An 18,841-nucleotide genomic window follows, 5' to 3' on the forward strand; every position below is an offset into this window, starting at 1 on the left:
AAAGGGAATTCCTTGGCTGGAAGAATTCCTAGATGAAGGATAACAGAACGCTAATCCCGAGTGCAGCTAATACCTGCCGTTTATTCCGCGTTAAGGATCTGAGAGATGAAAGCATTTTTTCTGTTTTCATAATCAGGGTGGTACCACGAGTATAGCTCTCGTCCCTGTTTTGGGATGAGGGCTTTTTTGCGTAGAAAAATACTTGGGTCATAGCAAAATAACACTTAACATAAATTTAGGAGGAAAAAACATGAAACAATTATCAGGTTCTGACATTCGCCGTCTGTTTTTAGAGTTTTTCAAGGAAAAAGGCCACTCTATTGAACCGAGTGCTTCTTTAGTACCGCATGAAGATCCATCTTTGCTTTGGATTAATAGTGGAGTTGCTACGTTGAAGAAATATTTTGATGGCCGTGTGATTCCGGAAAATCCAAGAATTACGAACGCCCAAAAGTCCATTCGTACAAATGATATTGAAAACGTTGGAAAAACAGCTCGCCATCATACTTTTTTTGAAATGCTTGGGAATTTCTCGATTGGCGACTATTTTAAAGAGGAAGCAATTGAATGGGCTTGGGAATTTCTTACCGATGAAAAGTGGATTGGGTTTGAAGCGGAAAAGTTATCTGTCACAATCCATCCGGAAGATGATGAAGCATTTGATATTTGGAGAAAGCAAATTGGTGTTCCAGAAGAAAGAATCATTCGTTTAGAAGGAAACTTCTGGGATATTGGCGAAGGTCCAAGCGGCCCGAATACCGAAATCTTTTATGATCGTGGACCTGAGTATGGCGATGATTTAAATGATCCTGAATTATACCCAGGCGGAGAAAATGAGAGATATCTTGAAGTATGGAATCTTGTTTTCTCAGAATTTAATCATAATCCTGATGGAACATATACTCCACTTCCGAAGAAAAATATTGATACTGGGATGGGACTTGAACGGATGGCATCCGTTGTTCAAAATGTCCGTACAAACTTTGATACAGACCTTTTCATGCCAATCATCCGCGGAACAGAAGAAATCTCCGGTGTGAAATATGGAAAAAACATCGAAACTGACGTTGCATTTAAAGTAATTGCCGATCATATTCGGACAGTTGCATTTGCGGTCGGAGATGGGGCGCTCCCATCAAATGAAGGCCGTGGATATGTATTGCGACGCTTGCTGCGCAGAGCGGTCCGTTATGCAAAACAAATCAATATCAATCGTCCATTTATGTTTGAGCTAGTTCCAGTCGTTGGCGAGATTATGCAGGACTTCTACCCGCAAGTGAAAGAAAAAGAAGAATTTATCCAAAAAGTAATTAAAAATGAAGAGGAACGTTTCCATGAAACCCTTCATGAAGGACTGACAATTTTATCAGCCGTTATTAAAAAGGAAAAAGAAAAAGGAAGCGACCTAATCCAAGGTGAGGATGTTTTCCGTTTATATGATACGTATGGTTTTCCTGTAGAGTTAACAGAAGAATATGCTGAAGAAGAAGGCATGAAGGTTGATCATGATGGTTTTGAGCTAGAAATGAACCGTCAGCGTGAACGTGCTAGAGCAGCAAGACAAGATGTTGATTCTATGCAGGTTCAAGGTGGAGTGTTAGGAGAAATAAAGGTTGAAAGTCAATTTACTGGCTATGATCACCTTGAGGCAGATTCGCAAATTGTAGCTATCGTTAAAGATGGACAGCTGATTAATGAAGCACAATCAGGCGAAGAAGTACAGCTTATTTTAGATGTTACGCCTTTCTATGCGGAGAGCGGCGGTCAAATCGCTGACAGCGGAATTTTGGAAGCTGAAGGGTTAAAAGTTGTGATTAAAGATGTTCAAAAGGCACCTAATGGCCAAAATCTTCATAAAGCAATCGTTGAAGCAGGAACGCTGAAATTAAATGATCGTGTGCATGCAAGCGTGGATGCAGCATCACGTTCAAAGATCATTAAGAATCATACAGCAACCCATTTGCTTCATCAGGCGTTAAAAGATGTTCTTGGAAATCATGTGAACCAAGCAGGTTCATTGGTTGAGCCCGACCGTTTGCGCTTTGACTTCTCACACTTCGGTCAAATTACCGCTGAAGAGCTTGAGCAAATTGAAAACATCGTGAATGAAAAAATTTGGCGCAGCTTGGAATTACAAATTGATTTTAAAGACATTGAAGAGGCTAAAGCGATGGGAGCTATGGCGCTATTCGGCGAAAAATATGGCAAGGTTGTCCGTGTCGTTCAAGTCGGCGACTATAGTCTTGAGCTTTGCGGGGGATGCCATGTTCCAAACACATCTGTGATTGGTCTATTCAAAATCCAATCTGAAAGCGGTATTGGCGCCGGTACACGCAGAATTGAGGCTGTGACGGGTGAAGCAGCATACCAATTATTAAATGATCAAATAAATATTTTAAAGGAAGCTGCAAATAAATTAAAAGCCAATCCGAAAGATTTATCTGTAAGAATTGAGGGGCTATTAACCGAAATGAAGCAGCTGCAAAGAGAAAATGAATCATTGGCAGCGAAATTGGGCAATATTGAAGCTGGAAGCCTTGTTTCGAAAGCGAAAGAGATTAATGGAGTAACGGTTCTAGCCGCTAAAGTTGCAGCATCTGACATGAATAACCTGCGTAATATGGCAGACGACTTAAAGAATAAGCTTGGTTCCGCCATTGTTGTATTAGGCAGTGTTAATGATGATAAAGTTAATTTAATTGCTGGTGTGACAAAGGATTTAATTGAAAAAGGATTCCAGGCCGGAAAAATTATTAAAGAAGTGGCTACTCGCTGCGGAGGTGGAGGCGGCGGCCGTCCTGATATGGCACAAGCAGGCGGTAAAGATCCAGAAAAGCTTGAAAGTGCATTGAATTTTGTTGAAGAATGGGTTAAAACCTTTTGATATATACAGAAATTAGTGTAAAATGAAGGTAACCTGTCGAAAATGTTCAATAAATGGATATAATTAGGGGTTTAATTAGAATAACTGAACCTAATAATCGAACTCAAACGATGATTTGTGAGTATCAAAAATAGTTTCGCATAAAGAAAAGCTCTTTCATTAGAGCTTTCCATCAAAAAAGCGAGGTGTAAGAAATGAGCTCATTTGATAATACGATGAGATTCAATTTTCCTGAAGAGCCCATGGAACATGATGTTAATCAAGTGCTTTTGCAAGTGTATGAAGCTCTTCAAGATAAAGGGTATAACCCTATTAACCAAATCGTTGGTTATTTGCTGTCGGGGGATCCTGCTTACATTCCCCGCCATAAGGATGCGCGCAATATTATTCGCAAGCTCGAACGTGATGAAATCATTGAAGAGTTAGTCAAATCATATTTAAAACAGCAGCGAAAGGGATAATATATGCGGACAATGGGATTGGATGTCGGCTCAAAAACGGTCGGCATTGCGCTTAGTGATGCACTAGGCTGGACTGCTCAAGGCTTGGAAACTTTAAAAATAAATGAAGAGAAAAATGTGTTTGGTTTCGAGCAGATTGGTAAGATTATTAATGAGAATGAAGTTAGTAAAATTGTTGTCGGCTTGCCGAAGAATATGAATGGGACGATCGGTCCGCGTGGAGAAGCAAGCCAATTTTACGCTTCTGAACTAGAAAAACGATTTGGCTTGCCTGTCGTATTATGGGACGAGCGCCTAACTACAATGGCTGCGGAAAGAGTTCTTCTAGAGGCAGATGTCAGCCGAAAAAAGCGTAAAAAGGTCATTGATAAAATGGCAGCTGTCATGATTTTACAAGGCTATATAGATAGTCAAAATACGATGAGGTGAACAGAATGAACCATGGAGAAAACAATATTACTGTAGTGGATGAAGAAGGAAACGAGCAGCTGTGTGAAGTATTATTTACATTCGATTCTGAGGAGTTTGGAAAGTCTTATGTCCTTTACTACCCAATTGGCGCAGATGATAATGATGATGAAGAAATTGATATTCACGCTTCAGCTTTTATGCCTAGTGAAGATAATCAAGACGGCGAATTAATGCCGATTGAAACAGACGAAGAATGGGAATTAATTGAGGAAATGCTTAATACATTCCTTGAAGAAGAAGAAGAAAAAGAAGGTAAATAAAAATATAAAGCTGGCCATTGGCCAGCTTTATGTATTTTATTGCGACTATAAAAAGAAAATATAGTATAATAAGCCGAGTAAAGGAGGGGATGTATGTGACGAAAGAAGAGAATAGAGATAAAAAAGAAATCATCCGTCAAAAAATGATTGAACGCCAAAGTGAAGCGAGACTGGTAAGGAAAATTGTTTTTATTATTTCAATCATTTTAATCATAGTGGTTGGCGCAGTTGCCGGCGGAGGCTATTTTTATATAAAATCAGCCTTGGAACCGGTAAATCCGGATAATAATAAAGAAATGAAGATAGAAATTCCAATCGGCTCATCGACAACAAGTATTGGTAAGATACTTGAAAGCAATGGAATTATCAAAGATGCCCGTGTATTTAAGTATTATGTTAAATTAAAAAACGAAACTGGTTTTATGGCCGGTGAATATAGTTTAAAGCCATCCATGACGATTCCAGAAATTATTGGAAGTATTAAAACAGGAAAAGTCGTTGAAGAAGTAGTATTTAAAGTGACAATACCTGAAGGAAAGCAACTTAAGCAAATTGCCGGTATTATAGCTGAGAAAACAAACAGGAACGCTGATGAAGTTATACAAAAGCTAAATGATCAAGATTTTATTAAGGCCATGATGGCTAAATATCCAGATGTATTAACAGATGACATATTAAATGCAAATATTATGTATCCATTAGAGGGCTATTTATTTCCAGCTACCTACCCTTTTTATAAAGAAGATCCAACGATAGAAGAGATTATTGGTGTTATGCTTGATAAGACAGCCTCTGTATTAAGGGAATACGGTTCAGAGATGGAAGCTCAAAATCTCTCTGTCCACCAATTATTAACAATGGCTTCTTTAATTGAGGAAGAGGCTACTGAAAAAGTGGATAGAGACCAAATTGCAAGTGTTTTCTACAACAGAATGGAAACAGGGATGCCTTTGCAAACAGATCCAACTGTCCTATATGCTCAAGGTGAACATAAGGATAGGGTGCTATATAAGGATTTAGAGGTTGATTCACCTTTTAATACGTATAAATATCCGGGGCTTACACCAGGACCAATTGCCAATGCTGGCGTAAGTTCAATTGAAGCAGCGTTGGCTCCAGCCGAATCAGATTTCTTATATTTCCTGGCTACATCGACTGGGGAAGTGTTGTTTTCGAAAACATTAGATGAGCATAATAGGAAGAAGGCACAGCATATTACGAATAAATAATTTTGCGCCCGAATAGGGCGCTTCTCTCATTTACTTGGAAAAACATGAATATTAGCATTCCCTATTCATTTATGTTAAAATAGTACAAGTGTTTTAATGGCTCTAAAGTAGCGTAAACCACAGCTAAGAAGGATTTGGGTAATAAGCCTGAAAATCCTTAATGGTTGTGAACGCTATTTTTTTCTGTTAATAGAGCAAAACTATTACATTGAGGTGATGGCAGCTTGAAAGACGATAAGCTGCATGCATATATAGAAGGAATTATTCCTGCAAGGCCAAAGCTTTTAGAAGACATGGAGCAGTATGCGAAAGAAAATGGCGTCCCAATTATGGAACTAGCCGGAATTGAAGCATTGCTGCAGCTTCTTCGCATCCAAAAGCCAAAGTCGATTTTGGAAGTCGGTACAGCTATAGGCTATTCAGCTCTTCGAATGGCTTATACATTGCCAACTTGCGAAATTGTTACAGTCGAAAGAGATGCTGAGCGCTATTTCCTAGCGGAGAAATATATACAAGAGGCTGGAAAAGAAGCCCAGATTCGAATAATTAAAGGCGATGCTCTTGAAGTGGAATCAATGATTAAAGAGCAGGGACCCTTTGACGCTATTTTCATTGATGCGGCCAAGGGTCAATATCGGAAGTTTTTTGAAATATACTCTCCATATTTAAGTAAAGATGGGATGATAATAACAGACAATGTTCTATTTAAAGGACTTGTCTGTGAGGACGAAATTGAGAATAAACGGATTCGAAATCTCGTAAAGAAAATTAGTGACTTTAACATATGGTTAATGAATCATCCTGATTACTATACGGTCATTCTGCCAGTAGGCGATGGGGTTGCAATTACTAAAATGAGGTGAGAAATGATGGAAAAGCCGGAATTATTAGTCACACCGAAAAGTGTGGAAGATATTATCCCTTTGGCTGATGCGGGAGCAGATGCTTTTGTCATTGGAGAGCAGCGCTATGGATTACGCTTGGCTGGTGAGTTTTTAAAAGATGATGTAAAGAAAGCCATTGCCCTTGCACATGAAAAGGGAAAAAAGGTTTATGTGACAATGAATGCACTTTTTCATAATGAAAAAGTGGACGAGCTTCCTGAGTATATAAAGTTTCTACAAGATGCGAAGGCTGACGCAATTATTTATGGTGATCCTGCAGTCCTGATGGCTGCTCGTGAAGCTGCGCCAAATATGAAGCTTCACTGGAGCACTGAAACAACAGGCACTAACTGGTATACATGTAATTATTGGGGCAGAAAGGGATCGAAACGCGCTGTTTTGGCCAGAGAAATAAACATGGACGCCATTATTGAAATTAAAGAGCATGCCGAGGTAGAAATCGAGGTACAAGTACATGGGATGACGGCCATGTTCCATTCAAAGCGTTCTCTCCTTGGCAATTATTATGAATACCAAGGGAAATCTTTGGAAATTGAAAATCGTAAACAGGAACACAATATGTTTCTCCATGATAAGGAACGGGAAAATAAATACCCTATTTTCGAAGATGAAAATGGCACACATATTATGAGTCCAAATGATATGTGTATAATCGATGAGCTGCAGGAAATGATTGAGGCAGGGATTGATTCTTTTAAAATCGACGGGATCCTTAAGAGTTCTGAATATATTCTTGAAGTAACAAAGCTATATAGAAAAGCGATTGATCTATGTGTGGAAGATGCTGATCAATATGATGATATAAAAGATGATCTATTAAATGCTATTGAAGAAATTCAGCCTGCTAATCGCCCATTAGACACAGGGTTTTTCTTTAAGGAAACAGTCTACTAATTATTTTGAAAGGGGAGCTGTATAATGGCAGCGGTGAAAGATAAAATTTCCGAGATTGTGGACGGCAAACGGGTAATTGTGAAAAAACCGGAATTGCTCGCTCCAGCCGGTAACTTAGAAAAATTGAAAATTGCCGTTCATTATGGCGCTGATGCCGTATTTATCGGCGGACAGGAATACGGCTTACGTTCAAATGCAGATAATTTTACATTTGAAGAGATGAAGGAAGGCGTTGAATTCGCCAAAAAATATGGAGCGAGAATTTATGTAACAACGAATATTTTCGCACATAATGAGAACATCGATGGACTGGAAGATTATATGAAAGGCTTAAGTGAAGCTGGAGTTGCAGGGATTATAGTGGCGGATCCTCTCATTATTGAAACGTGCCGAAGAGTTGCACCGGAAATTGAAGTTCACTTAAGTACACAGCAATCCTTATCGAACTGGAAGGCTGTTCAGTTCTGGAAAGAAGAAGGTTTAGAGCGTGTTGTTCTTGCCCGCGAAACGAGTGCGGAAGAAATTCGCGAAATGAAGGAAAAGGTCGATATCGAGATTGAGACATTTGTCCATGGCGCTATGTGTATTGCTTATTCAGGTCGATGCACACTAAGCAATCATATGACAGCTCGTGATTCAAACCGTGGAGGCTGCTGCCAATCATGCCGCTGGGACTATGATCTGTATAAATTAGAAGGCGAAAATGAAGTTTCATTCTTTAATGAGGGCGATGCACCTTTTGCGATGAGCCCAAAGGATTTAAATTTAATTCAATCTATTCCGCAAATGATCGAGCTTGGCATCGACAGCTTGAAGGTTGAAGGACGGATGAAATCCATTCATTACGTGGCTACTGTCGTCAGTGTATACCGTAAAGTAATCGATGCCTATTGTGCAGATCCTGAAAACTTTAAGATTAAGCAGGAATGGCTTGATGAACTGGCTAAGTGTGCAAATCGTGAAACCGCTCCAGCATTTTTTGAGGGAGTTCCTGGGTATAAGGAGCAAATGTTTGGAAATCATAGCAAAAAGACGAATTCTGATTTCGTTGGGTTAGTTTTAGACTATAATCCAGAGACGCAAATCGTTACATTACAGCAGCGAAATCATTTCAAACCAGGCCAAGAAGTCGAGTTTTTTGGTCCTGAAATTGAAAGCTTCACACATGTGATCGATAAAGTTTGGGATGAAAAAGGAAATGAGCTTGATGCTGCCCGCCATCCGATGCAAATTGTGCAGTTTAAGCTTGATAAACCGGTTTACCCTTACAACATGATGCGAAAGGAGATTTAATCACCATGACTCGCAAACCAGTTGTTATCGGTGTTGCAGGGGGCTCTGGCTCTGGAAAAACAAGTATAGCAAAAGCGATTTATGACCGTTTTAAGGGCCATTCCATTTTAATGCTAGAGCATGATTATTATTACAAAGATCAAAAGCATTTATCTTTTGAAGAACGGTTAAAAACGAATTATGATCATCCTTTTGCCTTTGATACAGATCTCTTAATTGAGCATATTAAAAGACTATTGCAGTATAAGCATGTTCAAAAGCCGGTATACGATTATGCAAGACATACAAGATCAGAAGAAGTGATTGAAGTTGAGCCTAAGGATGTTATTATTCTTGAGGGCATTCTTGTATTAGAGGATGAACGTCTGCGGGATTTAATGGATATCAAACTTTTTGTTGATACAGATGCAGATTTACGTATAATCCGCCGAATGATCAGAGATATTAAAGAACGCGGACGAACAATGGATTCCGTTATTGATCAATATATCAGTGTTGTCAGGCCGATGCATAATCAATTTATTGAGCCGACAAAACGGTATGCGGATATTATCATTCCTGAGGGCGGACAAAATCATGTTGCCATTGATTTAATGGTAACAAAAATTCAAACAATTCTTGAACAAAAGTCTTTTTTGTGACACAATAGCATAGAAAATAAAATAAGGTCCATTTAATGGACAAACCTGCGCGCGCCCTAAAAAGGTCGCGCTCCTATATTAATTGGCAAGATAAGCATGAAAGCATTTATCCAATTATATTGCACAGCAGTATCTTGCAAATATGCACCTTGAGCTAAGAATGCCATGGGTGCGTACATAAAATACAGAAAGAACACAATTCCACAAGGATTGTGAAAAATTGAAGGAGTGAAGGTTTTGGCAATTGAAAAGGTTTTCCCTATGACACAAGCTGGAAAAGAAAAGCTTGAACAGGAATTAGAATATTTGAAATCTGTTAAGCGTAAAGAGGTTGTTGAACGCATTAAAATAGCACGCAGCTTCGGAGACTTATCTGAGAACTCTGAATATGATTCTGCGAAAGAAGAGCAAGCTTTCGTTGAAGGTCGTATTACAACAATTGAAAATATGATCCGTAATGCGAAGATTATTTCTGAAAGTGAAATGAGTGCAGATGCTGTATCATTGGGCAGCTCAGTTACATTTATTGAGCTTCCTGATGGTGAGGAAGAAACTTATTCGATTGTCGGAAGTGCTGAGGCAGACCCATTTGATGGCAAAATCTCAAATGATTCTCCAATTGCCAAAAGTTTACTTGGGAAAAAGGTTGGAGATGAAGTGAAGGTACAAACTCCTGGTGGAGAAATGGATGTACGAATTGTATCAATTAAGTAAAAAATAATAGTTTGAAATGCAGAAACCTCGTCAAAACTTTTGACGAGGTGTTTTATTATGTGGAGAAGAAGAGCGATAGGTTGGCTTTGTATTTGTTTACTGTTATTTTCTGTTTTGCTCGGCAGATTAATCCAGCTGCAATTGGTGTCGACAGAGAACTTCACAAAAAGGCAAATCAATCTGCTTGAAGCAAGTGTAAGTCAGCGGTCACAGGAAATGGTGCTTGACACGGGAAGGGGAAATTTTCTCTACAAGGACGGAAGCTCCATTACACATAAAAGTCTGCCAGTCCTCATTTTGTTTCCCTTTTTAAAAAAAATGGATTGGGAGATTGAAAAGGTTGCAGAAATTATGGGAGTATCCGAATATGGCCTTCGCTACGCAGTGGAAAAGGCAAAGATCCCGTTTGCATATGGAGATCCAAATCCGGTTCTTTTAACAGAGGATCAAATAGAAAAAATAAATAGCTTAAAAATTCCTGGTGTATTTGCAGTAGAGAAGAAATACCATTTAACAGATAATCCTGCAGAACATTTAATTGGCATTACCGGTGAGAATGAAGAATTATTGCGAAAGCGTTATCCAGTCAAAGAGCTTTCTTCTACTACGATGATTGGCTTAACAGGTATGGAAAAAAGCTTCGATGAATTTCTATTGCCAGACGGAAAATCCAAGCTTGTTTTTCATGTGGATGCGACTGGTGGTCCATTATTTGGAATTAACGTAAAATATGTTGAACCGGCCAATCCCTTCTACCCGGTGAATATAAGGACAACCATCGATCCAAATTTACAGGCTATGGCTGAAAAGCTTGCAGATCAGCACGGGATAAAAAAAGGCGGGATGATCCTGTTGGATATAGAGTCGAACTCGGTTGCTGCAATGGTTTCAAGGCCATCGCTTAATCGAAAGGATCCTTTCAATCAATCAGCTGGCGGAGCAGAAAATGTCATACTCAAACAGCAGATTATGGGTTCTGTATTTAAGACAGTTATTGCAGCAGCTGCCATCGATCATGAACTTATCAACCCCTCTCGAACCTTTGACTGCAGCAAGAAAATTAACGGAGAACCAGACTTGCAATTTCAATATGGCATGCTTGATTTTACAAATAGCTTTGCAAGAAGCTGTAATAATACTTTTGCAACCTTAGCAAAGGAATTAAAGGATATTGATCCAAACATCATTGAAGACTATGCAAAAAAACTCAGCTTAACAGGCTCTGTAGGATGGACTGGAGACATTTATCATTTCCAAAACTTCAAACAGCTTCAGGAGGAAGACAAGGGAAGAATATTCCTTACCGAGGAAGAGAAGAAGGATACAAATTATGTTGGCCTTACAGGTATAGGACAGCATGAGGTAAGAGGAACACCTTTAGCCGTTGCAAATATGATGGCAGCCATTGCAAGAGGCGGAGAAAAAGATATGGTGAGGGTTGCTTCAAAGGTTGAATATAAGAATCAAACATCTTTATTAGATTTTAAGAAGCAACAACTAGATGGAGGGACAATATCACCTTATACTGCGATGAACCTGCAAAAGCTTTTAAGGGAAGTGGTCGTAAATGAGAACGGTACTGGAAGATGGTTTCAAAATCTTCCATATGAGGTGGCGGGGAAATCAGGTACCGGTGAGACCGGCAGAATCGATGGAGGCAAGCCTCTTTATAATAAGTGGTTTGCAGGCTATTTTCCTTATAATAAGCCTAAATATGCCCTTGTAACAGTTAATTTAGGAGTGACTGCAGATACGGGTGGCGTCAATGCATTATTCGCTGACATCGTGAAAGGGATTTATGAAATTGAGCGGAATAATGGTGATATTAGATAGTCCTTAATAGACAAATTGATTTTTTCATGTTTGAATAATAATGTTACTTTCACTCAATTATCTTTCAAACGAAGAAAAAGCAAATGGGGAGGAGATTTTTTGAAAGGAAAATATAGCTCACCAAGCCGTGAATCCCGCTCACATCTCCGGGGAAAAAGAAGAAAAACAAATTTAATCTTAAATTTGTTAATTGGCTTCGTTATTTTATTAATAATTGTCGTATCCGCAACGATTTTTCTAGGGGGAAGCTCTGAAGACGCGGCTGAACAGCAGACAGGAAATAAAGTGACAGATACAGATCAGGAAAATCAATCACCGGAAGATGACCCTGCTGAATTAGAAGATGAAACCCCCAATAAAGAAGGAAATAATTCAACTCAAGGAGATTCATCTAAAATAGAGGAAGAGACAGTTGATATGGATAAAGAGGCTGCTACTAAGCCTGAGAAAAAGGAAGTTGCTCCCGCAAATGAAGAGGATGCGGTTGTTACTTCTGGCGGCGAAGAAGAAAATGTAAATAAGACGATTGTAAATCCTAGCTGGCAGCCGATTGGAACATCTCAATCGGGTGAACACACATCCGTTTATGATGCTGATTCAGTTGATTGGTCAGAAATGCTGCAAGCTATATCATATGCTACAGCGGTAGAACAGGATAATATGACGGTTTGGTTTTTAGGGAATAATGGACATAATAAATCGGTTGGCACCATTTCATCAAAGGACCAGCAAAAAAAGTATCGCGTTTATATTCAATGGGTAGATGGCCAAGGCTGGAAACCTGAAAAAGTAGAAGAACTTGATAAAATAGAAAACTAATAAATTTAATAAAATGAGGAGGGCCTACTAGCCTTCCTCATTTTTTGGCTTTAAAATGAACGACTGCTGAATAAAATGTTTTTCCGTTTTCGTCCACACTCATCTGGTGTGATACATGGTGTACTTGAAGCAGAATGGCTTTATTATGCTCAATCTGAATGCTGATTTTCTTTTCGAGCGATTTTAAGTCATGAGCTTCGAAAAATTCAATTTTGTCTTCAATTAAATCAAGCTTAAAATTCATCTATTTGATCTCCTTTTTATTATTCATCTGTACTGTATTTTAACCTAGAAAAATAGATAGAGGAAGTCAGGATGAGAATTCAGTTGATTGAAGTAAATGAGAGTGGTAAATTGGGAACATGCATGATGATAAACAAACAGAAGAAAGAGGTCTAAAAGGAAATGAAAATTGGTATTATTGGAGCAATGGAAGAAGAAGTTACATTATTGCGTGAAAAAATAGAGGACAAAAGCCAGATTGTCATTGCCGGCTGTGAATACACAATTGGAAGGCTGGATGGCGTTAAAGTCATTCTTCTTCGTTCCGGAATTGGTAAAGTAAATGCAGCATTATCAACGGCGATACTTCTAGAAAGGTTTAATCCTGACTTTATCATCAATACCGGTTCTGCTGGGGGCTTGAACCCTGATTTAAATGTTGGGGATGTGGTTATTTCTTCAGAAGTAAGGCATCATGATGTAGATGTTACTGCATTTGGTTACGAATATGGACAAGTGCCGCAGCTGCCAGCAGCATTTGAAGCTGATCGTAAATTGGTGAAAATTGCAGAGGAATGTGCAAAGGAAATTAAGGATATCCAGGTGGTAAGAGGATTAATCGCAACTGGAGATTCATTTATGAATGATCCCGTTAGAGTTGAATATATTCGTGGAAAGTTTTCCAATCTGCAGGCAGTTGAAATGGAGGCTGCGGCTATTGCTCAAGTTTCCTATCAATTTGAAACACCGTTTGTGATTATAAGATCTTTATCAGATATTGCCGGCAAGGAGTCAGATGTATCCTTTGAGCAATATTTAGATAAAGCCGCTTTACACTCCGCAGATCTTGTTATGAAAATTGTAAGGGCTTTGAAATAGAAGATATTTATCGTTGGTTGGCTATTTTAAAATTATATTTAAATTTATGAAATAAAAAGGTTTACAAACTCCACATATATGGATATAATTACCTTTGTAAGTGAAAAAATTCCAAAAAGGAGGTCGAATAAAATGATCATGGTTAACGGAAATGCAAAAGCACTTCAAATTTTATACTTTACGAATTCGACCTACGAGGAATGGATTGCTTAATTTATTTTAACAACACACATCCAAGCCGCAGGGAGAATTGATTCCTTGCGGCTTTTTTATGCCTATTTTGCCGCAGGGAATATCTCTTTGCGGCCTTTTTGTGTCGAGGAGGTGAGATAAATGACCCTAAACATCTTTTTTCTAACCATTACGATTAAAAAACGTAAACTATCAGTTGAAGAAATTATGCATAACGAGATGATACACAAAATTCAGGAAGAAAATCGCGATCGTCAGTATACTTTGTATCGCCCATTTTAATGGATAATAAAAAAAATGAAGAGAAAGGTGGTAATGATAATGATATATCTTATGCAAGGACGACAAGCAATTTTATGGGTGGAGAACGATACCACCTAGCTTTAAGTTAGGAGGAGATTGCGCTTGGCTTTACATGTTCTTCTATTAACGCTTTCATTTCGAAAAAAGAAACGCCAAAGCAAATAACATGCCTTCCCGATTTTCTTATTTAACAAAATGTTCACACCTCACCTAAAAGAACAGGCTGTAAATGTGTTATTTTTATATTAAATAAGGGTTCTTTAAAAGGGGTGCAAACGCATGTTCACGATTGTGATGGCCGCAGTTCTTTGCTCTGTAATTGGCTGTATTATTTTTTCTGAAGTAAGTGTGGAAGCAGTAGGATTGGAATAAACAGTAAAAGGGATTAACCGCATGATGGTTAATCCTTTTTACTGTTTATTGGGGGAACTTTTAGTAGCGGGTAATACTGTATTTGAAGCGGTTTTTTAAATATTTGTAAAGTGAATGGTTTTGATATGATGCATATTTAAATAAATGAGTTCCTCTCTCGCGGTGCTGAGCTCAATAAAGTTATTTTGTAAACTATTTAATTTGCCTATAAGGTTTGAGTTTTCACCTATATTTAGGACGATTAGCTCATCCACCATCTTTTCGATTTGGACCTCGAATGTTCTTGCTAGTGAAATGTTAACTGGCTGCAAAGGCAGCTGCTGATTTGTTAAACTGTACGGTCTTTGATTAGCAGTATAAGGGATTAGCCATTTCAAATGATTTAGAGATATGAGCATTGTTTTGTATACTGGTGAAAAGAAGACAAAGTAATTATTCATGATGCTTGAAATAAAGCCTGGGATTGGCTGATTTCCTGTAATGTAAATTTCAGTAAACATGCCTCTTCCAAGTGTGAGAACTTTTCTTAAAGACAACTCTTCATCATGCTCAATATTCGGTGTTCCGGTAGGAGGCGTAATATCATCTTCTTTAGGCTCCAATTTCGTAATATTTTGAATATGAACGATGGGAAGGTATAGGTAATCCTTCCCATCGAACAAAACCAATACATCGCTCCCAATCTCGATTACCATTCCTGCAATGACTTTTTTTCCAGGAAGCTGTAATTTGATTTTTTCACCTACTAATTTCTTTAAAATATTTTTCAAGTATTATCCCTCCTTTCTTTTTCATAGCAGGAATAATGAATTAGCCTTTTCATCCTTAACTGCGTGATCCGCCAAAGATGGATTCGAATTGTGTAACACTCATTCCACTATCATAGGTGTCATTAGAATTTTGATTTTGGCTGCTGTCATCGGATTGCATATTAGACTCGTTAGCTTTAACAATTGTGTTTATATGAGAAATATTTAAATAAACCTGTGCGTCTTTTCCGACTAGAATGATATAGTCATCCCCAATTTCAGCAAGGAAGCCAGTATACCCTTGCTTGCTGTTTTGATTGCCATCGGTATCAATGGAAACCCATTTCGAATGGTGATTTTCGAGAACATCTCTTAATGTCATTCCTTCAGACGAATAATCTGTTACAACTTCTGTTTTTAATTTCTTGTTCTTTTGGTTTTTTGAGTTCTTTGATTTTTTCGTACTCCTTGTAAATCCCTTCATATTTTTAATATTGTGGTAAACAATATTTTTATCAGTTTCGACTACAAAATAATCACATTTTATTGCCGCTAATACTCCTTCGATTGAATTACCATCGCTTAACAAGATATTAATGTCTTTTCCAACTAATGAAGTTAAATGCTGACCGAATTCCATTTGTTTGAGCTCCTTTTAATTTATTTTTATTGATGCTTTCAAGCCATTGAATGCAAGTGCATTTATTTAGCTTTCAACATTTTCCTCTTCTACTTCTTCAACATTTACACCGTAACTAAGGCTTCGAATATGATACATAGATATACGGAGAAGTTCTTCATTACAGAAAAGAGCGACAAATTCTCCGTTTGAATCATGAAGAATGCCCTCTACTTTTTCTGGACCTCCACGATTAATGGTTACCCATTCATACCTCAAGTCTTCTAATAGCTCTTCAAAAGTATCTGGAGCTATATAATCTAATGCGTTAATTTGAGCGTAAGTGTAGTTTTGACCGTTGCCATTTTGTCCTTTCTTTGGGCTTTCGGTTAAACTTTTAATGTGCTGATTCTTGAAGTATACAACTCCATCCTTTTCACTTAATAAAATTAGGTAGTCATCTTTAACGTCAAGTAGAGTTCCAGAACCTGTTTCTGGTCCCCCTCTGTTTATCTTAATGACTTTATTTACTAAAGACCCCATCATGTCCTTACTCATTGCTACTCCTCCTTAGGATTTATAAGCTTATTCACTGCATATATATGTATCATGGGAGGACAATGTACTATTGAAAACGCCTGTTTTTGCTGTATTAGGTGTAAATAGGCAAGGAAAAAATCGGGCTAATGATAAGAATTACGTCTTAAATAGAATGAGAACTTCGAAAAAGCTGTGGGAAATATTTCCGAGTAAAATAAATGAAGTGGACAGACAAAAACAACTCTTTTTGCACATAGGAATTAGTTAAGGCTAAAGTGTTTGAAAGCGGGGGTGGAAATAATGTCTGGAATATTAACAGCGCTTGGCTATTTAGTGAAAGAGATTGTGTTTCTCGTTTCATATGTGAAAAATAACGCTTTTCCTCAACCGCTATCGGCTGCTGATGAAAAAAAGTATTTGCGGTTGATGGCTGCTGGCGACACACATGCTCGAAACATGCTGATCGAGCATAATTTAAGGCTCGTAGCTCATATTGTCAAAAAATTCGAAAATACGGGGGAAGATTCCGAGGATTTAATCTCTATTGGTACGATCGGGTTAATTAAAGCGATTGAAAGCTATTCAGAGGGGAAAGGCACGAAGCTGGCCACCTATGCGGCCCGATGTATTGAGAATGAAATCTTAATGCATTTACGTGCTTTAAAAAAGACAAAAAAGGATGTCTCTCTCCATGATCCCATCGGGCAAGATAAAGAAGGAAATGAGATATCATTGATTGATGTACTGAAATCTGATTCCGAGGATGTCATAAATACAATTCAGTTAAATATGGAGCTTGAGAAGGTAAAGGAATATATAGGGGTATTGGATGATAGAGAAAAGGAAGTAATAGTTGGCCGCTTCGGTCTAGATCTGCAAAAAGAAAAAACCCAAAGAGAAATAGCTAAAGAGCTTGGCATTTCCAGAAGCTATGTGTCCAGAATTGAAAAAAGAGCTTTAATGAAAATGTTTCATGAATTTTATCGCGCAGAGAAGGAAAAGGAAAAGCGAAAAAATAGCCAATAAATATGGTAAAGCACAATCCATAGCCTTTTGGATTGTGCTTTATTCGTTCTATTCAATTCTGCCGTTCTTTAAAACTAATTTCCAATTCTGACCGCCATCAGCCGTTTCATAAACATCATTTAAATAAGTGGCAAATGAAAGAGTGTTTTGATCCTTTTGATTAACCGAAATAAACGTAATCGGGTTATCATAGCTTAAAAACGGGATACTGATCTGCTCAGATTCCAATGTATGGATGTTCATTTTATAAAAAAGGACTTTATTATTTTCAACAGATGAATAATATAGGTTGTCTTCTGAAAAGGCTAAGGCAGTCGACATGATAGGATCAGTCACTTTATTCATATTTTTCCCTTGATCATTAGAAAAAAATATTCCGCTTTTCGTTGACATCGCCATTAAGCTGTTATTCGTTGGATGGGCAGCAATCATTCCAAGGGTGTCCCCTTCTAGTCCATTTAGCTGAACTTGCTCCCACGTTTTCCCATTATTTTCAGATTTAAATACCCCAGGCTCTATTTGTGAATTTTTTTCCTGATTAATGATATAAATAACCTTTCCGTTATAGCTGACAGAAAGAAAATAAAAATTACTCTCACCGTAAAAGGCAAGCTTTTCTAGAGTTGCTCCTTTATCTTGGCTGCACACTAAACCAAGGGGGTTATTCAGATCAGATCCTTTTTCAGGGTGACCGCTCACCATAAATCCATCCATTGTTGCCTGGAATCCCATATATTCATGTTTTTGGGAAGTTCCTTCTAGCCATCCGCCATTAGAAAACACTTTTAAACCATCTTGAGAGGCAATATAAAGTCCTGTATCATTGCCCGGATACCCTAACCCATAAATCTGCTTTAAACGCTGTGGAGCTGCTTTTTTTAGCTTGAAGATGCCAGGTTTAACAGGCTCTTCCTTTTTTAATGGCTGGTCCTGTTCATTAGCTGAACAGCCAGATACAACTAACGCAATAGCAAGTGCCAAAAATGTTAAATGTTTTTTTATTTTTATCGAAATGGTCATGTCTTTCACTCCAACTGCAAAATAATAAGAGAATAGATAAATCCCTTCCAATATTAACGGATATTATATTAGAGAAGCAAAGGATTCGTCCCGTTTATGCAAATTTGCTAAGTCTTTCCCGCAGCCTTCAGCTCAGGGGTATTATTTTTAACCTATATTTTCCTTGAATATACTATTGCCTACACGCATATTTCATGTAAATCATACTTTGAAAATAGAAGGTAAAAAGGGAGGCAGAATCAAAATGCCATATGGGTATCCGTACACATTTGCTTATCCTCCTCCTGTCCCGTACTATGGCGGCGGGGGATTCTGGTTAGCGCTAGCTATTGTTATTCTAGTCTTATTCCTAGTTTTCTTCGGGTTCTTTTTCTTCTCTGGCTGCTGTTAAATAAAGCTTAGCTTAGAGAATCAATTTTTAAAAAAGAGGCTGGGACATAACTAGCTTCAAATAGTGAGAAAGGAGAATTTGAGTGAACTCAAATTCTCCTTTCTCTATTTTTTGATATTAATTC

At 38.0% G+C, this 18,841-nt stretch carries 21 protein-coding genes and 1 other annotated feature (1 of these 22 cut by a window edge); of the genes, 16 read left to right on the forward strand and 5 right to left on the reverse strand.

Going from position 1 to position 18,841, the window contains the following annotated elements; all coding sequences use genetic code 11:
• Positions 1–169 (forward strand) — a binding site (T-box leader); it begins 43 nt to the left of the window's first position.
• 81 nt (positions 170–250) lie between these two features.
• The 12 genes from alaS to AR328_RS08135 all read left to right on the forward strand — a co-directional run bounded on the left by alaS (position 251) and on the right by AR328_RS08135 (position 12,404).
• Entirely contained in the window at positions 251–2,884 is a 2,634-nt protein-coding gene (alaS, locus tag AR328_RS08080; RefSeq protein WP_066293083.1) for an alanine--tRNA ligase, read from the forward strand.
• Between the two features lie 194 nt (positions 2,885–3,078).
• Complete coding sequence (locus AR328_RS08085) at positions 3,079–3,345, forward strand: IreB family regulatory phosphoprotein (RefSeq protein WP_066293092.1); 267 nt, start codon at positions 3,079–3,081, stop codon at positions 3,343–3,345.
• A gap of 3 nt (positions 3,346–3,348) precedes the next feature.
• The gene (ruvX, locus tag AR328_RS08090) at positions 3,349–3,774 is read left to right on the forward strand and encodes a Holliday junction resolvase RuvX (protein ID WP_066293098.1); all 426 of its coding nucleotides are present in this window, start codon (positions 3,349–3,351) and stop codon (positions 3,772–3,774) included.
• A gap of 5 nt (positions 3,775–3,779) precedes the next feature.
• The gene (locus AR328_RS08095; RefSeq protein WP_066293106.1) at positions 3,780–4,076 is read left to right on the forward strand and encodes a DUF1292 domain-containing protein; all 297 of its coding nucleotides are present in this window, start codon (positions 3,780–3,782) and stop codon (positions 4,074–4,076) included.
• Between the two features lie 89 nt (positions 4,077–4,165).
• On the forward strand, positions 4,166–5,305 hold the full coding sequence (mltG, locus tag AR328_RS08100) for an endolytic transglycosylase MltG (RefSeq protein ID WP_442854437.1): 1,140 nt from the start codon (positions 4,166–4,168) through the stop codon (positions 5,303–5,305).
• A 224-nt stretch (positions 5,306–5,529) separates the two neighbouring features.
• Positions 5,530–6,168 carry an O-methyltransferase gene (locus AR328_RS08105; protein WP_066293117.1) on the forward strand — a complete coding sequence of 213 codons (639 nt, stop codon included), beginning with the start codon at positions 5,530–5,532 and terminating at the stop codon, positions 6,166–6,168.
• Between the two features lie 6 nt (positions 6,169–6,174).
• Positions 6,175–7,104: a peptidase U32 family protein gene (locus AR328_RS08110; protein WP_066293120.1), complete on the forward strand. Its 930-nt coding sequence runs from the start codon at positions 6,175–6,177 to the stop codon at positions 7,102–7,104.
• 24 nt (positions 7,105–7,128) lie between these two features.
• On the forward strand, positions 7,129–8,397 hold the full coding sequence (locus AR328_RS08115; RefSeq protein WP_066293122.1) for a peptidase U32 family protein: 1,269 nt from the start codon (positions 7,129–7,131) through the stop codon (positions 8,395–8,397).
• Between the two features lie 5 nt (positions 8,398–8,402).
• Complete coding sequence (gene udk, locus AR328_RS08120; RefSeq protein WP_066293125.1) at positions 8,403–9,038, forward strand: uridine kinase; 636 nt, start codon at positions 8,403–8,405, stop codon at positions 9,036–9,038.
• Positions 9,039–9,275: 237 nt separating this feature from the next.
• Entirely contained in the window at positions 9,276–9,752 is a 477-nt protein-coding gene (gene greA / locus AR328_RS08125; protein ID WP_066293128.1) for a transcription elongation factor GreA, read from the forward strand.
• 57 nt (positions 9,753–9,809) lie between these two features.
• Complete coding sequence (locus AR328_RS08130; RefSeq protein ID WP_066293133.1) at positions 9,810–11,585, forward strand: peptidoglycan D,D-transpeptidase FtsI family protein; 1,776 nt, start codon at positions 9,810–9,812, stop codon at positions 11,583–11,585.
• Between the two features lie 99 nt (positions 11,586–11,684).
• A complete protein-coding gene (locus tag AR328_RS08135; protein ID WP_066293138.1) occupies positions 11,685–12,404 on the forward strand; it encodes a DUF1510 family protein in 720 nt (239 codons plus the stop codon).
• Positions 12,405–12,441: 37 nt separating this feature from the next.
• On the opposite strand, the gene AR328_RS08140 is transcribed toward AR328_RS08135, so the two are convergent.
• Positions 12,442–12,648, reverse strand: a complete 207-nt coding sequence (locus AR328_RS08140; protein ID WP_066293142.1) for a YrzA family protein — start codon at positions 12,646–12,648, stop codon at positions 12,442–12,444.
• Between the two features lie 161 nt (positions 12,649–12,809).
• On the opposite strand from AR328_RS08140, the gene mtnN reads away from it, so the two are divergent.
• The gene (gene mtnN / locus AR328_RS08145; RefSeq protein WP_066293149.1) at positions 12,810–13,505 is read left to right on the forward strand and encodes a 5'-methylthioadenosine/S-adenosylhomocysteine nucleosidase; all 696 of its coding nucleotides are present in this window, start codon (positions 12,810–12,812) and stop codon (positions 13,503–13,505) included.
• Positions 13,506–13,838: 333 nt separating this feature from the next.
• Positions 13,839–13,979 carry a YrzI family small protein gene (locus tag AR328_RS22160; RefSeq protein WP_082677164.1) on the forward strand — a complete coding sequence of 47 codons (141 nt, stop codon included), beginning with the start codon at positions 13,839–13,841 and terminating at the stop codon, positions 13,977–13,979.
• A gap of 488 nt (positions 13,980–14,467) precedes the next feature.
• On the opposite strand, the gene AR328_RS08150 is transcribed toward AR328_RS22160, so the two are convergent.
• The 3 genes from AR328_RS08150 to AR328_RS08160 all read right to left on the reverse strand — a co-directional run bounded on the left by AR328_RS08150 (position 14,468) and on the right by AR328_RS08160 (position 16,298).
• Positions 14,468–15,142 (reverse strand): DUF2642 domain-containing protein, encoded by a 675-nt coding sequence (locus AR328_RS08150; RefSeq protein WP_231734780.1) that lies wholly within the window; start codon positions 15,140–15,142, stop codon positions 14,468–14,470.
• A gap of 55 nt (positions 15,143–15,197) precedes the next feature.
• Positions 15,198–15,761, reverse strand: coding sequence for a hypothetical protein (locus AR328_RS08155; RefSeq protein WP_066293151.1), 564 nt, complete (start codon positions 15,759–15,761; stop codon positions 15,198–15,200).
• 66 nt (positions 15,762–15,827) lie between these two features.
• On the reverse strand, positions 15,828–16,298 hold the full coding sequence (locus tag AR328_RS08160; RefSeq protein ID WP_066293155.1) for a hypothetical protein: 471 nt from the start codon (positions 16,296–16,298) through the stop codon (positions 15,828–15,830).
• 282 nt (positions 16,299–16,580) lie between these two features.
• Between AR328_RS08160 and sigK the strand changes: the two genes are divergently transcribed.
• A complete protein-coding gene (gene sigK / locus AR328_RS08170; RefSeq protein WP_066293162.1) occupies positions 16,581–17,306 on the forward strand; it encodes an RNA polymerase sporulation sigma factor SigK in 726 nt (241 codons plus the stop codon).
• Between the two features lie 48 nt (positions 17,307–17,354).
• On the opposite strand, the gene AR328_RS08175 is transcribed toward sigK, so the two are convergent.
• Positions 17,355–18,326 (reverse strand): F510_1955 family glycosylhydrolase, encoded by a 972-nt coding sequence (locus AR328_RS08175; RefSeq protein WP_156422664.1) that lies wholly within the window; start codon positions 18,324–18,326, stop codon positions 17,355–17,357.
• A 244-nt stretch (positions 18,327–18,570) separates the two neighbouring features.
• Here AR328_RS08175 and AR328_RS22800 point away from each other — a divergent pair, with 244 nt between their 5' ends.
• On the forward strand, positions 18,571–18,717 hold the full coding sequence (locus AR328_RS22800; RefSeq protein ID WP_197414430.1) for a hypothetical protein: 147 nt from the start codon (positions 18,571–18,573) through the stop codon (positions 18,715–18,717).
• Positions 18,718–18,841: the final 124 nt, after the last annotated feature.

This window comes from Bacillus sp. FJAT-29937 (genome assembly GCF_001509555.1).
Taxonomy (GTDB): Bacteria; Bacillota; Bacilli; order Bacillales; family Cytobacillaceae; genus Cytobacillus.

Bases quoted from the DNA above. Each gene is read 5' to 3' on its own strand.
- alaS (WP_066293083.1), top strand. From the start codon at position 251: ATGAAACAATTATCAGGTTCTGACATTCGCCGTCTGTTTTTAGAGTTT.
- AR328_RS08155 (WP_066293151.1), bottom strand. From the start codon at position 15,761: ATGGAATTCGGTCAGCATTTAACTTCATTAGTTGGAAAAGACATTAAT.
- mtnN (WP_066293149.1), top strand. From the start codon at position 12,810: ATGAAAATTGGTATTATTGGAGCAATGGAAGAAGAAGTTACATTATTG.
- AR328_RS08110 (WP_066293120.1), top strand. From the start codon at position 6,175: ATGGAAAAGCCGGAATTATTAGTCACACCGAAAAGTGTGGAAGATATT.
- AR328_RS08130 (WP_066293133.1), top strand. From the start codon at position 9,810: ATGTGGAGAAGAAGAGCGATAGGTTGGCTTTGTATTTGTTTACTGTTA.
- ruvX (WP_066293098.1), top strand. From the start codon at position 3,349: ATGCGGACAATGGGATTGGATGTCGGCTCAAAAACGGTCGGCATTGCG.
- AR328_RS08175 (WP_156422664.1), bottom strand. From the start codon at position 18,326: ATGACCATTTCGATAAAAATAAAAAAACATTTAACATTTTTGGCACTT.
- AR328_RS08115 (WP_066293122.1), top strand. From the start codon at position 7,129: ATGGCAGCGGTGAAAGATAAAATTTCCGAGATTGTGGACGGCAAACGG.
- AR328_RS08160 (WP_066293155.1), bottom strand. From the start codon at position 16,298: ATGAGTAAGGACATGATGGGGTCTTTAGTAAATAAAGTCATTAAGATA.
- AR328_RS08085 (WP_066293092.1), top strand. From the start codon at position 3,079: ATGAGCTCATTTGATAATACGATGAGATTCAATTTTCCTGAAGAGCCC.
- sigK (WP_066293162.1), top strand. From the start codon at position 16,581: ATGTCTGGAATATTAACAGCGCTTGGCTATTTAGTGAAAGAGATTGTG.
- mltG (WP_442854437.1), top strand. From the start codon at position 4,166: ATGTATGTGACGAAAGAAGAGAATAGAGATAAAAAAGAAATCATCCGT.
- udk (WP_066293125.1), top strand. From the start codon at position 8,403: ATGACTCGCAAACCAGTTGTTATCGGTGTTGCAGGGGGCTCTGGCTCT.
- AR328_RS22800 (WP_197414430.1), top strand. From the start codon at position 18,571: ATGCCATATGGGTATCCGTACACATTTGCTTATCCTCCTCCTGTCCCG.
- AR328_RS08140 (WP_066293142.1), bottom strand. From the start codon at position 12,648: ATGAATTTTAAGCTTGATTTAATTGAAGACAAAATTGAATTTTTCGAA.
- AR328_RS08095 (WP_066293106.1), top strand. From the start codon at position 3,780: ATGAACCATGGAGAAAACAATATTACTGTAGTGGATGAAGAAGGAAAC.
- AR328_RS22160 (WP_082677164.1), top strand. From the start codon at position 13,839: ATGACCCTAAACATCTTTTTTCTAACCATTACGATTAAAAAACGTAAA.